Here is a 15,193-nt window from a genome sequence, read left to right as displayed (position 1 = left end):
CTTTTGTGTGAGACTCTTGATACTTTCGCTACTCCCGGCCATTCCCGAAGGAATCACCAGGTCACGAAACCCATCAAGCGCCCACACTTATCGGCTGTAAATTTTTAAAGAGCAATTCGTCTTAATCGCTTCGTTTTCGTTCGCAGCGATCAGCGAAGGAGGCGAATTATGCGGGTCATTCCCAAGGCCGTCAAGCGTCTTTTCGAAAAAACTTTCGGGGCCTATTTCGGCCCCGTCCGACCCCAAGAGCCAGGCGCTATTCCACCGTCACCGATTTTGCGAGATTCCGGGGCTTGTCAATATCGGTCCCCCGCAAGCACGCCACGTGATACGCAAGCAATTGCAACGCCACCACATGAAGCACCGGCGACAGTGCCCCGAACCAGGCCGGCATGTGAATCAGGCGCAGGCCGGACTCCGCCGTCAACCCCGTATCCGAATCGGCCAGCACGAAAAGGTGTCCGCCTCGCGCCCGCACTTCCTCCATATTCGATTTCAGTTTGTGCAGCAGCGTGTCGTTGGGCGCAGTCACGACCACGGGCATCGCGTCAGTCACGAGCGCGAGTGGTCCATGCTTGAGTTCGCCGGCGGGATAGCCTTCCGCATGTATATAGGAAATCTCCTTGAGCTTGAGCGCGCCTTCCAGTGCAATGGGATAGTGCGTGCCGCGCCCAAGGAACAATGCGTGATCGGATTGATAAAGCGCTTCGGCCCACGCCATGATTTCCGGCTCGCGCGCCAGCACGTTGCGCATTGCATCCGGCAACGCAGCGAGTTGGCGCAGGTAATCCGCAGCCTCGCTCTCACTCACCTGTCCACGCTGCTTTCCCATCTGGATTGCAAGCAGGAACAACGCAACGAGTTGAGTCGTAAAAGCCTTGGTCGAAGCCACACCCACCTCGGGTCCGGCCTCCGTGATGAATGCCCAGCGGCACTGCCTGACCATCGCACTCGCCGCGACATTGCAGATCGCCAGCGTTCGCTGCTCGCCCTTTGACTGCGTATAGCGCAGCGCCGCAAGCGTATCGGCCGTCTCCCCCGATTGCGAAACCGCTACCACCAGCGTGTTTCCCGGCGAAACATAGTCACGATAGCGATATTCGCTGGAGATCTCCGCTCGCGCAGCAACGTTGGCGAAGCGCTCGAACCAGCCGCAAGCAGTCAGCGCCGCGTAATGGCTGGTGCCACAGCCGAGCAGCAGCACGTTCGTCACGTCGGCCAGCTCCTCCGGATTCGGCATGCCCGCCTGATGTGGTTCGCGGCCGTTGACTGTCGCGATCGTGCGCGCGACCGCCACCGGTTGCTCGAAGATTTCCTTCTGCATGAAGTGACGGTAAGCGCCCAACTCCGCATCGGACGCGTGGCGCACAAAAGCAATCTCGCGGCGCGCAACCGTCTGCCCCGTCTTGTCGATAATCTTGACGTCCTTGCCTTCGATATCGACGAGATCGCCTTCCTCGAGATAAACAAACCGTTCGGCGCAGCCAGCAAGCGCGAATGTATCCGAGGCAAGAAATACCCCTTCCGCACCAATGCCGACCACCAGCGGAGAACCCTGTCGCGCACCAATCACCCGTCCGGGCTCGTCGCGACACATCACGGCAATCGCATACGCGCCTTGCAGCAATTGTGTTGCATCGCGTACCGCTGCGAGAATGTCGCCGCGATAGTGTTCGTGAACAAGATGCGCGATCACTTCGGTATCGGTCTGACTCGCAAACTCATAGCCGTTTTCTCGCAGCGTCTGGCGCAACTGCTCATGATTCTCGACGATGCCGTTGTGCACGACCGCAATCTGCTCGCCCGAAAAGATGGGATGCGCGTTGTCGATCACCGGCATACCGTGCGTCGCCCAACGCGTGTGCGCGATGCCGGTTGCGCCATCGAGGTCGACCGCGCGCGCATCGGCCTCCAGCGTGCACACGCGCGAAAGCGTGCGCACCCGGCGAGCCTGGCCGCGCTGGAGCACCGCCACGCCACATGAGTCATACCCGCGGTACTCGAGCCGCTTCAGACCTTCCAGCAACGATGGAACGATGTTGCACCGGGACACGCCCGCAACGATTCCGCACATGATCGCCTCCTTTAGTCGTTCGACACATTCGACTGCGTGTGCGCACCCTCGGGGCGGCAGCGATCCGATGCGGAAGGCGCCACTTCGTTGCGCACGTTGAAATCCGCTTCCCGCAAGCCAACCGGCGAAAGCGACACAAAATGAACCGCTCCGGGACCGTCCGGAATACCGATCGCCCCCGTATTGCCCCACGCAAACGGTGCACGCATCATGCCGTGCAATTCGATCGAGTCGCCCGTCAACGCAAGCGCCATCAAGCGGCCATCACGCGCAGGCACATAGGCAACATCACCATTCACTGCGATGCTCGCTTCACGCACCGAGGCGGGCAGGCATTCGAGTTTCGCCGTGACGTGTCCCGCTTCGTCGATCAGCAGAATCGAAGAACGCCCGTTCTCCAGCGTCGCTTCAACAATGAAGCGGTTAACATCCGGCACCCACGCGGCTGCATAGGTGTAGTACTCCACGCGGAAAATATTGACGCCCTCATCCGTTCGCACGAGCTTGCCACTCACCGGGTCGTACACGGCGAACTCCAGATCTGCGACGAGCTTGCCGGGGATGTACTTCTGCCATACGAGCAGCGCCCGCGTTGGCGAGCCCGCAATCATGGGCCACCACTCCCGGACATGCGCCGCCACATTCTCGTGCCGCAGCAGCTTGCCCGCACCGTTGTAGACCTTCACATAAACGCCGTTACCGGTACCGAGATTGTCGACGCCGCCGCCATTTATCCAGTCCTCCGAATAAAACACGACAAAGTGCTCGCCCACCGCAGCCACGTGACCGGAATGGCCACCCGATTCGACATCGTTCGGATAGGGCTTGATGGGCGCAAGGTTCGAGCGATAAACGCCATAGCGCTGGCTGACTTCGTTCGGCGTATTCCAGCCGTCCTCGAAGCTGACGAAGATATTGCCCTCGGTGTTTTGTGCAATCGACACGGGCTCCTGCGCTTCCGGCCGGCTGATGAATATATGAACGTTGGACAGGTGCGCTTGCGCTGACGACCATTCGCCGACATAGACATCGTGAGGCCAGCTGCCGTCACGATTCGCACCGCGCGGCGGCAACCCCGAACTGCTGAAAAAGACCCAGCGCTCGTCGTCCGGGCCGCTGGCCCATCCGATGCCGTGCATGAAGCGCCGCTCGTCCCCCATGCCCGGCGCAGGTACCGCCACAACCGCTCCGGCCGGCGCCCGCCGCGCACTGATCACCTGCGCGCTGGCGCTCTCACTATCGACAGACGCCGCGTAGGCTGCGCTGGCCGCGACCACGAAGGCCAAACCAAACGCTGCCAGCCAGCCAAGGCGGCCGCGACGCCCAGCACGCGCGATGGTGCGATCCATGTCGGCGTCCGCTTCGCCCTGGAATGCCCTGAAATGGCGCGAGGCCGTCCACTCACTGCCGCGGTGTCCGGCGCGAGGATGAGACCGGCGGCGAATACACCGGCGGCTTCGCATGGCCGTATGCGCCGCTGGTGGACTTACCCTCACCCGCGCCGTTTGCGGCCGGCCCCGTCACGGACAGCACGCGCAGCGCTGCAATGAGCCCATTGGCATCGTGCGACGCCACGAACACGCGCGCTACCGCATTCAAATCGCGAGTGGCTGCCCCAGCAAACGGACCCGGCTCAACCGTAAGCCCGGCCTTGCGGCGCAGCAAGCGCTGCGTACGCGACTTCGAAGCAAACGGGTGCGCCACGCGCGCGAGAATCATCCACATCGTCAAAGCCGAGGCAATGGCGCCAATGGCCGCGAAATACGACACCAGTTCGGGCCAGGAGAGATCGCCCTGCTCGAACGGCAACAGATACCGGTATGCATAGATCGTGATGCCCGCCCACATCGAGCCGACGCAAGCCGGCCGCAGCAGCCTGAACCACAGCAGCAGCACGACGCCGCGCACGATGCCCTGGTCCGAGATGATCTGCTGCGGGGCATGAAGGGAGAGGTCAATGACGGGCGTGTTGTTCATGTTGAATACCTCGATCAGGGCTAGTCCAGACTGCGCGCTTGCCGCGGCGCCCGAAGGCGATGACCGGCAGCGCGACGACAGTGGTGACCATGTTGATCAACCAGAAAGCGAGCGGATACCAGACGGTATCCATCACATAGAGCAGCAGCTTCTCGTCATAGCGCCGGTCGATCACGCAGCCGACGATGATCTGCAGCACGCAGGTCGCCACCAGCAGCATGCCGTGCCAGTGCGGCAGCAGCGATACGTGCCAGTCCGGCGGCAACTTGTAAACCGCATTGAGCAGCGCGAGCAGCAAGATGAACGCCATCGAATAGGCCCATGCGATGCCGAGCGCGTATTCGATGAAGAGCGGCCACATCATCACGCGCGGCCCGAACAGGAGCCTTCCCGCGTACCGGAACAGAACCTGAATCCCGCCCTTGGCCCACCGCAAGCGCTGCTTGTACAGCCCCTTGAGCGTCTCCGGCATGAGAATCCAGCTCAGCGCATGCGGCTCGTAGGCAACGCGCCAGTCGTTGCACTGCAGCTTCCAGCTGATGTCGATATCCTCGGTCAGCATGTCGGAACTCCAGTAGCCGACATCGGCGAGCGCGCTTTTGCGGAACATCGTGATCACGCCGGACACCGTGAAAATGCGCCCATAGACCTGCTGCGTGCGCTTGATCAGCCCGACGATCGACGAAAACTCGCCCACCTGCATGCGTCCGAGCAGCGACGTGCGCGTGCGGATACGCGGATTGCCCGTCACTGCGCCCACGTTCTGATCGGAAATGAAATGCTCGAGCATCCATTCGATCGCATCTTCGCCAAGCAGCGAGTCGCCGTCGATGCACATGAGGTACGGCGCGTTGGTGACCGCCGCAGCCGTGGTCAAGCCAATCGCCTTGCCCTCATTCTTCGAATGGTGGATCACGGTCAGATGCGCGATTTCGGTGGCAAGCTGATTCAGAACCTCGCCAGTGCGGTCGCGGCTGCCGTCGTTGACCGCGATGATTTCGTAGTTGGGATACTTGAGCGTCGCCAGATGACGAAACACGCGGCGCGCGTTCATCTCTTCATTGAAGCACGGCACAATGACCGCCACCTTCGGCATGCCCGACATTCTCAATGCGCTGGGCGAGCGCGACCGCCCGTGTTCGAGCGCGAGGAAATGGACCGTTCCCCCGATCATCCACAGATACGACATGAAGAACGGGTAGAAGAAAATAAAGTCCTGCAGCCGGTTGATCACGAGATGCATCATTGCTGCTTTCCTCCACCTGGGGCGCTCTTGAGCAGCGCATTGATCGACGCGGGGTCGAGACGCTGACGCGTCGACATGACGTCGCGTAATGCGACCGCACTCGGCAAGTCGTGCTCGAAGTTATCGGGGTAATACCCGTAGCTGACCATCCCCAGCTCGCGCAGATGACGCATCTGATCGACAAGGCGCGTGCCCGGCACGCTGTCGCCCGTGCGCGAATCGGTTGCTTCGAGCAAAAAAACTGTCCGGCGCGGTCCGTCTGGCGCGGCCTGCACCACCCGGCCGAGCTTGTCGAGCCAGCCGTCCACAGAAGTGATGCCCTGTCGCGACGGCATGGCGAGCAGCCCGACAAAATCGTATGCGCTAACAAAGGCCGGATAGCTTTGCGCATAGCGCGCGTCGTTGCTGGGGTCCAGCACGGCATCGGGAAAGATCGTGCGCACGGTCAGCACTTCGTCGCTGTTCTGGCTGTCGAGCACGATCTGCCGGAGCTCCTTCGTGAACTCCATCAGATAGCGGGTTTTCTGGACGCCCCAACGCTTCATCGCCTCGGGATTGGCGCGAATCTGTTCAACGCCGCCTGGCAAATTCCAACTGGCATAGGTTTGGCGAGCGTGCCGGCCATCGTCCTCAAAATCGCTGAGCATGGCGTCTTCGCCGAACAGAACGCCATTGAATGCGGCGTATTTTCCGAGGTCCTCATAGAGCTCGCGCACATAGGTGCGCGCGGCCGGATCGAAAGGACTGAGCCGCCGCACGCCCGATGCACCGGGCGGCAAGGTGCTGCCCGCGGCCGCCGTGACGAATTCGACACGTCCGTTGAGATTCTCCGGCACCGCGAATGCGAGCACCGGCATCCATGCATAAACTTCCACGTTCGCGCGCGTATTCAGTTGCCACGCCGCGCGGCAGAACAAATCTGATCTCATCGGCAAATGCCGGTTCGGAAAGTACAGCGCCCGCGCAAGCCCCGAGCGCGAGGGATCCGAATAGGCCTGCAGGTACACCGAACTCGGCTTCATTCGATACATCCGCTCGATCAGCACGCCGAGTTTCCTTTCCTGCATGTCGGGCGAAGGATCGTAGACATCGTCGAGCGACACCACCACTGCCCGCTCCACCGGATTGATCTGGCCGCGATTTTGCGCAGGCTCGCGCACCGAGCGCTCGAAGTCGCCCACGTCGATGTCATAGGTCGCAAGAATGCGGCGCAAGCGATCGAGCGGAATGTCGGGGGTATTCGGGCCCGATTCGAGCGTGAATTGCGTGGGCATGCCAAGGCGCGAAGACACGTTGCGCACGGTGAGGTTCTGCGCCCCGTAAGGCCACACCATCGCGCGAATCGGCACGCCGGTCTGCTGCTTCACCTGACGCATGCAATTACCGAGGTCGCCGCGCACGCGCGATTCGAATTCGGCATCCGTTTCGTAGCGCTGCTGGTCCTTCAGATACAGATGGGAGGTGGCCGCCGGCAATTCATTGCCTTGTGGATTCGCGATCGCGCCGTGATGCAGGTCGTGCGTATGGCATGCCAACTCGACGAGCCCCGACGCAGCCACATTGCGCACGTCGTCCCATGACATGAACGTGTCGCGCGGCACGACCACGGTGTCAGAAAGCCGGATGCCCGTGTTGCTGGGCGTATCGATCCACGAAGTCACGATCCCCATGACACTGGGATATTTGAACTGCTTGAGCAGCGGCAGCACCTTGTCATGATGGCTCTTGAAGCCGTCGTCGAAAGTCAGCAGCACCGCGCGCGGCGGCAGCGGCTTGCCGCCGTTGCGCGACGCCACGATCGCACCGAAGGTGACCGGGTTGTAGTGGTTCGTATCGAGCCAGGAAAAAATCGATGTCAGCGTGCCGGTGTCGACTGCGAACGGATCGATCACATTGTTCGCGGTGAACTCGGCACGCAGGTTGTCGCGCACATCGTGAAAGCAGATCACGCGAAAAGTCTTGCCATCGGCGGGGTCGGCCGGCGGGAGAATGTCGATCAGCTTGGCTGACGCGAGAGATGGAAACAGCGAACAGCCTGCCATCGCACCCAGACAGCTACAAATAAAATGTCGACGAGATTGCATCGCCCGCCTCCTCCCAGATTTCAAAGTCAGAACGGCACCGTGAGCGTGGCGTAGGCCAGTTCCGAGAATTCGCGCTTGCCGTCGTATGCGTGATCGAGCACGCCAAGGCCGTACCTGAGCGTGACGTCATGACTGAATGTCCAGTTGTGTTCGATGCGGGCTCCAAACTCCGGACTCGTGCCAAAGCCGCGCTCGTTATACGCGCCCGCGGTCAGATAAAAGCGCTGCACCAAGGACCTCTCGCCGCTGCGCCAGATCGCCCATTGATGCATGGCGACCAATTCGGCGGTGTAATCGCGTGAAGGCGCGTAGTACGCCGCATTCCGTATCGTGTTGCTGCCGGTGTCGAGATTCAGCGAAACATTCACCAGTTGATTCGCGGCCGTAAATACGCGCTGCGTTCCACTCAACGCAATATCCTGATTGAAGTTCGAGTCGCTGTAGCGCGCCGCGGAGTAGGACAACGACGCCGAACGCCGGTCGCCATCGTTGAAATTAAGACTCGCCTGCGCAGTCTTCCCCCAAATGTGGTTGAGGTAGGCCTTAAAGGGCAGCGAGTTGCTGTCACTGTCGACGCCGGCGCTGGCCGACAAATAATCGTTGAATGCATAGGAGATTTCGCCATTGCCGCCGGTGCGACCGTCGCTGCCCATTGAGCGCGTTACCTCGCCGGTCACACTCAACGAGCCATTGCGATAATCGCCGCCAACGCCGGTGCGCGTACGGCTGACATTGCCGATGTCCGTCACCGCATGACCGTAGAACGTGTGGGCAAATACGCGCCAGTTGTCGAAGATTGGCGGCGAATACAGGGTCGTGTCGATGGTGAACTGGTTGTCCGCCAGCGCCGATGCGCCGTGTTCGCCGTTGACGTCGACCGTCAGCACTGGCGCGCGATACGCTTTATAGTCGCGCTGGAAGGAGCGCACGGAGCCGTTCTCGGGAAACGTCTCGTCGAACGTGGTGTTGATCCGGTGCGCGTTCGAATAATCCTCCAGCGCAAGCGATGCACGGCCGAGGCCGGCCAGCGCCTCGATGTTGTCCGGGTGATCGGTCAGCGTGGCGACGTACATGTCGCGCGCCTGCCGCGTATGCCCCATGCCGAGCACCGCGTCTGCCTTTGCATCGCGCACCTCCGCGCTGAACGGCACCTGCTCTTCGAGTTTCTGCAACCCGGCCATGCCCTCATTCGTTTGACCAATGTAAATCTGGTACTGCGCGAGCAAACGGTAGTAGCGCAGATAATCGTCGGTCGCGGGATCCCCCGGAAGCATCTTGTCGGCCGGCGGCAACGCATTGTGAATGTCGTCGAGCACCTGATGAGCCTGGGTATATTTGTTCTGGTCGGTAAGCGAATAGAACAGGCCTTCACGCAAATCGATCAGACGCGTGTGCGAGCCATACTGATAACCAAGCGTTGCTGCATCGGTGGGCTTTGCGCGCGTCTCATCGATAGCGCGCCGATAAACCGCTTCCGACTTCGCCGGTTGCTGCAGGTAGGAGTACGCGTCGCCCACTGATGCGAGCGCTTCGGCCGACACCTCGGCGTTCTGCGGAATGGTCTCGAACACGGCAACGGCCTCTTCCATCCGCCCGCGCGCGGCATACGCAACGGTGCGGTCGCCAGCAAGCGACGCGCGCACTTGCGCATACTCAGGCGTATTCGGCAAACGCTTGTCGAATTCTTCCGCATGACGAATAGCGGCATCGAGTGCATCGAAGCGGTCCGTGCCGGTCATCGCGCGAACCTTCGAGCGGCCGCCCCGCACCTCCTGCCGGATGGCGAGTTCTTCGATCTCCGCGAGATCGACTGGCGAAAACACATCGGGATGCTTCTTGGCTTCGTCGAGCGCGCGGTTCGCACCACCGCTCGTTGCAAGGCCGAAAACCTGATGACGCAAATCTTCGCCAGGCTGCGGGCCATTGCCCGTAGTGGGCAATTGCATTTGCGGCGTGACAGGTGCAGGCGCCATTTCCGGCGCCGGTTGCGTGGGATTGTTTTCCGGTGCTTGCGGCACTTGCGGCGCGGGCATGGGGGCAAGCGTGGGCGCAGGTGCAGGCGTGGGTGCGACCATCGGCTCGCCCTTCGGCGCCTGGGCCACCGTCGCGGCGGGCGCTGCCGGCGTGGGCTCTGGGGGCGATGTCACCGGCACGCCCGTGGTGTCGCTCACGGTGTTTTGGGGCACGTCCGTCGACGCCATGACGGCATAGACAGTGCTTCCCGAAGCATCGGTCATCACAGGGTGGGCGACGGGATCGCTGCTCGCAATGTTGTCCGCGAGCGCGACCATGAAAACCACCGGCTTCGCGGCATCGGTTTCCTGCGCGAAACCATCCTTGCTTTCAAACACCGCATAGGCTGACAAAAGCATGACCGCTGCCGGTGCGCACACACAGAGAGGGCGCCGGCGAGGCGACGTGTACAAACGCTTGTTCTCGTCCATATTCTTATGCCCCTCTGTACGTTGTCGTTGACTACCACGCACGCGGCTGCCGCAAATGCCGTACCGTTTTCTGTGTACGAATATTTGATCGGTGAAGCGATTGTTATTGCGGACTCAATCAGTTTTGAATCCGGTTCCAGACTCGACCGGTCCGCTCAACGCGTTTGCAGCAGAGAAGAGTTCGTCAGCACCCCCTGGACAATCAAACGCTCCGGTGCGCCCGTTGAACCGGGGCATCGAAGCGATGTAGAGATGTTTCGTGCCTTACGTACGTGTGGTACGTGCGCGCACTTCAATTGCTACGGAACTCGTGCGGCGCATGACAACACTCTAGATCACGCTTATGCGTAATCCATGAGCACGTTTCAACCCGTTACAACTGCAGGCTCTTCTTCATTTAGTTAACGAAACTATTCTGCTATGGGTACGGGATTTTTTTCTCAGGCCCAAAAACGCCGCATAAATTACCGACGAACCGTGAACGGTTGCATTTCGCCCTCACGGTTCCTATGCTAGTTGCACATCAAAAGAGGGAGGCAATCATGGGGACCTTGAAGCAACGAGGTCTGCTTGTGTCCACGAGCATGCTGCTCATCGCTGGCACGTATGCGGTATCTGCCTGGGCACAAATCGCGAGACCCGTTGGAACACAATACGCACAACCCACCGCGCCAATGGCCGCGCCCGGTCAATCGGCCCCCTTGGCGCCAACCGCGCCGCCCACCTCCACCACTGCGGCTGCTCACACGACAACGCCAGGCGCGTCGCAGCAAATGCTCTACTACGTCTGCGGAAATATGAACATCGACGGCCATGTGACGTCGCCTGATCCGCAGCATCCGTTCAACCTTGGCGTCTCGTTTATCTCCTCGTCGGGCAATGCGCCATTGACCGAAGTTTCGGTCAAGGTAAGACGGCATGGCCGCGTGCTGATGGATTTCATCGCAGCGGGGCCGCATTGCTTGTTTTCCGTGCCGGATGCGGACTACCGCATCGAAGGGACTTACCGGGGCGAGATGAAATTCGAAATCGTCCAGACCGGCACCATGAATGCCCAGATCAAGTGGTGAGTGTCAGACAAGCTTGAAAAGCCCACCTCAGCCATGGCAAAACCAAACCCGCCCGAAGACCGGTCGATCGACAAACCTGCTTCCGGCGAGCACGCATTCGAATCCGGCGACACCCCTCCTCCTACTACCACGGGAGCCGGATTCACCGTTGCACTGAGTGTCGTGTTCTACCTGATCGTCCTTGCGACAGGCATTGGCTACGATCACGCGCATCGGTTGCGTAGTCCACGATCTGATCCGCCTGACACATCCACCGCAAATTGGCTGGCCCGCGTGCGCGCACCGTCATTTCCGCTGATGCCATTCAAAGCGATCAGTTCGGTCAGGGTTCTGCTCGATCAGGCACACGACTGCGCACAGGCCAGTCAATGGGATTGCGTGAATGCGGCAACGCACACGGCTCTCGCGTTGCGCGGCAATGCACTCGAAATGCCGCCTCGAGCACCGCCTGTAGCACAAACGCTGCTCGCTCAATCCAGCGCCAACGAAGTGTGGGTGTCATCTCGCACGACGGTTGCCAGACCCGCGGGTATCGGCCACGCCGGAAGCCTGAGAGTGGCAGATCAGGTAAGCGCGCCTTATGAAAGGGGGCGCAATTATCGGCGCATTGGCACGTCCTTCAAGACGAGAAAGGCCATCGCACGCCGTGCATCGACAGAATTCCTCGCGGACCTGTACCGTCACTGAGCGCAACGCGTACGCCGATCCTTATCGCGCACCTTTTTTGTGTGGCGCCTCCAGGTATCCCTATTGAAATCGGTGTCATCGCCCATATCGTTAAAGTGCGATATATGATTCGCACAGTAACGATGCAATCGCGATGAAGAAATCTCAACCGACCCTAAAGCTCGACCTCGACGCCATCTACAAAGCGCTGGCCAATCCCGTGCGGCGCGAGATTCTCGCGTGCCTGCGCGAACCGAAGATGCATTTCCCCGGCCAGGAACTCCCGTTCGAACACGGCGTTTGTGCGGGCCAGATCGACGCGCACTGCGCACTGTCGCAGTCCACGGTATCGGCGCATCTGGCCGCGTTGCAAAAAGCCGGGCTCGTGACGTCGAAGCGCGTAGGCCAGTGGGTGTTTTTCAAGCGCAATGAAGCGGTCATCGAGGCATTTCTCGCGCATGCGAACAAACAGTTGTGAGCGCAAGCATCGTCCTCTTTTCATTCAAGTCTTTAACGCAGCGGGCCGTGCCCGCAACAAGGTGAATATATGGCAACGCTTTTCGACCCCATCCAGATTGGCGACCTCACGCTGTCCAATCGCGTCATCATGGCGCCGCTCACGCGTCAACGCGCGGGCGTTGCGCGCGTGCCCAATGCGCTGATGGCGCAGTACTACGCGGAGCGCGCAACGGCCGGCCTCATCATCAGCGAGGCCACTTCGGTCACGCCGCAGGGCGTGGGCTACGCAGAAACACCGGGCATCTGGTCGCAGGAACAGGTCGAGGGCTGGAAAGTCGTGACCGAAGCCGTGCATGCCGCGGGCGGGCGCATCTTCCTGCAGCTATGGCACGTGGGCCGCGTCTCGGACCCGCTCTTTCTCGACGGTGAACTGCCGGTCGCGCCAAGCGCAATCGCGGCACAAGGCCACGTGAGCCTCGTGCGTCCGCAGCGCGCGTATGTCACGCCGCGCGCACTCGCCACCGACGAAATCCCCGCTGTGGTCGCCGCGTTCCGCCAGGGCGCGATCAACGCGAAAGCCGCGGGCTTCGACGGCGTCGAGATTCACGGCGCCAATGGCTATCTGCTCGACCAGTTCCTGCAAGACAGCACGAATCAGCGCACCGACGCCTATGGCGGCTCGATTGAAAATCGTGCGCGCCTGCTGCTCGAAATCACCGACGCCTGCATCGACGTATGGGGCGCAAATCGCGTGGGCGTGCATATCGCCCCGCGCGGCGACGCACACACCATGGGCGACTCCAACCCCGCTGCCACTTTCGGCTACGTGGCGCGCGAACTCGGCAAGCGCAAGATCGCGTTCCTGTTCGCACGCGAGTCGCTCGGCGAAAACCGTCTCGGTCCGCAATTGAAGGCTGAATTCGGCGGGCCGTACATTGCCAACGAGAAATTCACGCTGGAATCGGCGCAACGCGTGCTCGCAGAGGGCGAAGCCGACGCCGTCGCCTGGGGTCAGCTCTTCATCGCGAACCCGGACCTGCCGCGCCGCTTCGCATTGAATGCGCCGCTCAACGCGCCGAATCCGTCGACCTATTACGCGCGCGGCGAAACCGGCTACACGGACTATCCGTCGCTGGAAAGCGTGGCGTAAACTACCGCTGACCACGGGCGGCCACCAAGCCGCCCGGTCGTCATTCGTCTGCACGAACGATGTTTTCCGGTATTTTTTTCGGCGATTCCGATAGGTCGATTCAATTGGCGCGGTGCGTGAGTTTGTCCTTGAATTCGTACTCCGCCCGCCCCGCTCACTCGCTGACTGGAGAACCGCCATGCCCCAAGTCGACGCCGAGAAAATCGTCCACAGCATCGCCGAAGAGACCAATACGCCTGAGGAAACCGTAGCCCGCATCTACGCCGACGCGCTCGACACCTATCGCGCCGACGCGCGCATCCTCGACTACCTCCCGCTCTTCGCCGCGCGCAAGGTTCGCGCAACCCTGCGGCAAAACGCCAGCAAGCCGCACTGATGGCGGCGCGCGCTCCGCTAGAGCGCCGCGCCCATACGCCTGACGCGGCTCTTAAGTCTGGTTTAATTCTTCGCTGCAAACATACGCTCACCCCTGTTGAGCCGCCGGAGCATCGGCGGCGTTTTTTTGCGCAGAAGCCGCGCAGTTAGCCGAGGAGGAGCGAGGTCATGGTTGAAAACGACGATGTGTTGATGCACTTGCAGTCCCTGCTGCGCGACGGCTCGACTACCCGCATCGCGTCGTGCCGCGTTTCCACGCCGCTCCAGAATCCGTGGGGCCGTGCGTATCGGCTCGTCGAATGGACCACGCTGCTCGACGACGACGCGCGCCGCCAGGTCGTGCCCGCCGAAAGTTCAGCGCTCGATATTGCGCGTCTCGTGGCAGAGCATGTGCCCGGGCGCCGAATCCTGCTCAACGGCGAAACGGTGGACGCCGAACGTCCGCGCACGCGGCGCCGCTCGCGCAGCCGCGCGAACGCAGGCACAAGCGCGCACATCGCGGGCTAAAAGCTCGCGCGCGTCCCATACTTCGGGACGCGCCTGCCCCTGCTCTGCGAATTTCACCGCGCACACGGCGCGCGCTTTTCCGCCGTTCACGCCACCATCTTTCCCAACGCGTCTTCCAGCGCAGCGCTCGCGCAAGTCATCGGCGCGCGCAGCTCATTGCGAATAAGCCCGCGCCGCGCGAGCGCTGCCTTCACCGGTCCCGGATTCGGCTCCGCGAACGCCGCGCGCACGAGCGGCACGAGCGAGTGCCAGAGCGCGCGCGCATCGGCGAGACGCCCTTCGCGCAACGCGCGCTCCATCGCCACAAAACGCTCCGGCGCCAGATGCGCCGATGCCGCAATCGCGCCGCTCGCGCCCGCGCATAGCGCGCCGAACATCTCGATGTCCTCGCCGCAGAGCACCTGCAGGCGGCCGTCGAGAATCAGCGCGAGCGTTTTCGCAAGCGAGCCGCCGCAATCCTTCACCGCGACGATGCGCGCATGGCCCGCGAGGTCGAGCAGCGTCGGCAATTCGAGTTGCACACCTGTGCGCGCGGGAATGTCGTAGACGATCACGGGCTTGCGGCTCGCGTCGGCCAGCGCCGCGAAGTGGCCGGCCACGCCGGCCTGCGACGGGCGAATGTAATACGGCGCGGCCGCCAGCACGCCTGCAACAGGCGTCTCGTTGAGCGCGGCAATCCGCTCGCACACCGACTGCGTGTGATTGCCGCTCACGCCCGCGACCACCGGCAGACCGCCCGCGCTCGCGAGCACGGTGGCAAGCACGGCGTCCTGCTCGCGCTCGTCGAGCGCGGCTGGCTCGCCGGTCGTGCCAAGCGCGACGAATCCCGCTACGCCTGCTTGCGCGTAGTGGCGCACGAGCGCATCGAGCGCCTCATGATCGACGGCGCCGCGATTGAATGGCGTGACGAGCGGAATCCAGATACCCGAAAACGAAAACATATTTTTCCCTTGTACGCGACCGTGTGAAAGGTCCGTCGAACCGTACGCGGGAGTCGGGCAAGCCAGGAGGGAGAAAGAGGCGGGGCGCCGCCGGCAGGCCGTTCCATCGCACCATCCGACGGAACAGCATGCTCCGGTCAGATGAGCGGCTGTTTTTTGGCTTTGGCTTTCACGCACACGCACGAGGCCTGCGCGCGCGC

The 15,193-nt window shown here is 61.7% G+C and carries 12 protein-coding genes and 1 pseudogene; 6 read left to right on the top strand and 7 right to left on the bottom strand.

The annotated features are described in order from the left end of the window. Window positions 1–256: 256 nt before the first annotated feature. From glmS to HV773_RS21815, 6 genes are read right to left on the bottom strand one after another with little or no spacing between them, the layout of a single operon-like run. A complete protein-coding gene (glmS, locus tag HV773_RS21840; RefSeq protein ID WP_175196711.1) occupies window positions 257–2,074 on the bottom strand; it encodes a glutamine--fructose-6-phosphate transaminase (isomerizing) in 1,818 nt (605 codons plus the stop codon). 11 nt (window positions 2,075–2,085) lie between these two features. Further along, a complete protein-coding gene (locus tag HV773_RS21835) occupies window positions 2,086–3,423 on the bottom strand; it encodes a hypothetical protein (RefSeq protein WP_175196710.1) in 1,338 nt (445 codons plus the stop codon). Window positions 3,424–3,475: 52 nt separating this feature from the next. Next, window positions 3,476–4,051, bottom strand: a complete 576-nt coding sequence (locus HV773_RS21830; protein WP_175196709.1) for a Biofilm PGA synthesis auxiliary protein PgaD — start codon at window positions 4,049–4,051, stop codon at window positions 3,476–3,478. Beyond that, window positions 4,029–5,297, bottom strand: coding sequence for a poly-beta-1,6-N-acetyl-D-glucosamine synthase (gene pgaC / locus HV773_RS21825; protein WP_175196708.1), 1,269 nt, complete (start codon window positions 5,295–5,297; stop codon window positions 4,029–4,031). The genes HV773_RS21830 and pgaC overlap by 23 nt, the downstream gene beginning before the upstream one ends. Continuing rightward, window positions 5,294–7,381 carry a poly-beta-1,6-N-acetyl-D-glucosamine N-deacetylase PgaB gene (gene pgaB, locus HV773_RS21820; RefSeq protein ID WP_175196707.1) on the bottom strand — a complete coding sequence of 696 codons (2,088 nt, stop codon included), beginning with the start codon at window positions 7,379–7,381 and terminating at the stop codon, window positions 5,294–5,296. Before pgaB ends, pgaC begins: the two co-directional genes overlap by 4 nt. 26 nt (window positions 7,382–7,407) lie before the next feature. Beyond that, entirely contained in the window at window positions 7,408–9,753 is a 2,346-nt protein-coding gene (locus HV773_RS21815; protein ID WP_246282357.1) for a poly-beta-1,6 N-acetyl-D-glucosamine export porin PgaA, read from the bottom strand. Window positions 9,754–10,598: 845 nt separating this feature from the next. Here HV773_RS21815 and HV773_RS21810 point away from each other — a divergent pair. The 6 genes and pseudogenes from HV773_RS21810 to HV773_RS21785 form a co-directional block, all read left to right on the top strand. Further along, window positions 10,599–10,895 (top strand): hypothetical protein, encoded by a 297-nt coding sequence (locus HV773_RS21810; protein ID WP_246282356.1) that lies wholly within the window; start codon window positions 10,599–10,601, stop codon window positions 10,893–10,895. Continuing rightward, window positions 10,896–11,582, top strand: a complete 687-nt coding sequence (locus HV773_RS21805) for a hypothetical protein (RefSeq protein ID WP_175196705.1) — start codon at window positions 10,896–10,898, stop codon at window positions 11,580–11,582. 133 nt (window positions 11,583–11,715) lie between these two features. Next, window positions 11,716–12,039 (top strand): ArsR/SmtB family transcription factor, encoded by a 324-nt coding sequence (locus tag HV773_RS21800; protein WP_175196704.1) that lies wholly within the window; start codon window positions 11,716–11,718, stop codon window positions 12,037–12,039. Window positions 12,040–12,108: 69 nt separating this feature from the next. Next, window positions 12,109–13,170: an alkene reductase gene (locus HV773_RS21795; RefSeq protein WP_175196702.1), complete on the top strand. Its 1,062-nt coding sequence runs from the start codon at window positions 12,109–12,111 to the stop codon at window positions 13,168–13,170. Window positions 13,171–13,348: 178 nt separating this feature from the next. Further along, a complete protein-coding gene (locus HV773_RS21790; protein WP_175196700.1) occupies window positions 13,349–13,546 on the top strand; it encodes a DUF3562 domain-containing protein in 198 nt (65 codons plus the stop codon). A gap of 167 nt (window positions 13,547–13,713) precedes the next feature. After that, window positions 13,714–13,947 (top strand): annotated as a pseudogene (locus HV773_RS21785) (DUF2866 domain-containing protein); the annotation flags it as partial. A gap of 191 nt (window positions 13,948–14,138) precedes the next feature. Here the strand turns inward: HV773_RS21785 and dapA are convergent. Then, window positions 14,139–14,993: a 4-hydroxy-tetrahydrodipicolinate synthase gene (dapA, locus tag HV773_RS21780; protein ID WP_175196696.1), complete on the bottom strand. Its 855-nt coding sequence runs from the start codon at window positions 14,991–14,993 to the stop codon at window positions 14,139–14,141. Between the last annotated feature and the right edge of the window lie 200 nt (window positions 14,994–15,193).

Origin of the sequence: Paraburkholderia caffeinitolerans (assembly GCF_902859945.1) — a bacterium.
Lineage (GTDB): Bacteria > Pseudomonadota > Gammaproteobacteria > Burkholderiales > Burkholderiaceae > Paraburkholderia > Paraburkholderia caffeinitolerans.
The sequence above is the reverse complement of the archived record's forward strand: the minus strand, read 5'-3'. Positions and strand labels throughout refer to the sequence as shown.

Bases quoted from the DNA above. Each gene is read 5' to 3' on its own strand.
- glmS (WP_175196711.1), bottom strand. From the start codon at position 2,074: ATGTGCGGAATCGTTGCGGGCGTGTCCCGGTGCAACATCGTTCCATCG.
- HV773_RS21835 (WP_175196710.1), bottom strand. From the start codon at position 3,423: ATGGATCGCACCATCGCGCGTGCTGGGCGTCGCGGCCGCCTTGGCTGG.
- HV773_RS21830 (WP_175196709.1), bottom strand. From the start codon at position 4,051: ATGAACAACACGCCCGTCATTGACCTCTCCCTTCATGCCCCGCAGCAG.
- pgaC (WP_175196708.1), bottom strand. From the start codon at position 5,297: ATGATGCATCTCGTGATCAACCGGCTGCAGGACTTTATTTTCTTCTAC.
- pgaB (WP_175196707.1), bottom strand. From the start codon at position 7,381: ATGCAATCTCGTCGACATTTTATTTGTAGCTGTCTGGGTGCGATGGCA.
- HV773_RS21815 (WP_246282357.1), bottom strand. From the start codon at position 9,753: ATGCTTTTGTCAGCCTATGCGGTGTTTGAAAGCAAGGATGGTTTCGCG.
- HV773_RS21810 (WP_246282356.1), top strand. From the start codon at position 10,599: ATGCTCTACTACGTCTGCGGAAATATGAACATCGACGGCCATGTGACG.
- HV773_RS21800 (WP_175196704.1), top strand. From the start codon at position 11,716: ATGAAGAAATCTCAACCGACCCTAAAGCTCGACCTCGACGCCATCTAC.
- HV773_RS21795 (WP_175196702.1), top strand. From the start codon at position 12,109: ATGGCAACGCTTTTCGACCCCATCCAGATTGGCGACCTCACGCTGTCC.
- HV773_RS21790 (WP_175196700.1), top strand. From the start codon at position 13,349: ATGCCCCAAGTCGACGCCGAGAAAATCGTCCACAGCATCGCCGAAGAG.
- dapA (WP_175196696.1), bottom strand. From the start codon at position 14,993: ATGTTTTCGTTTTCGGGTATCTGGATTCCGCTCGTCACGCCATTCAAT.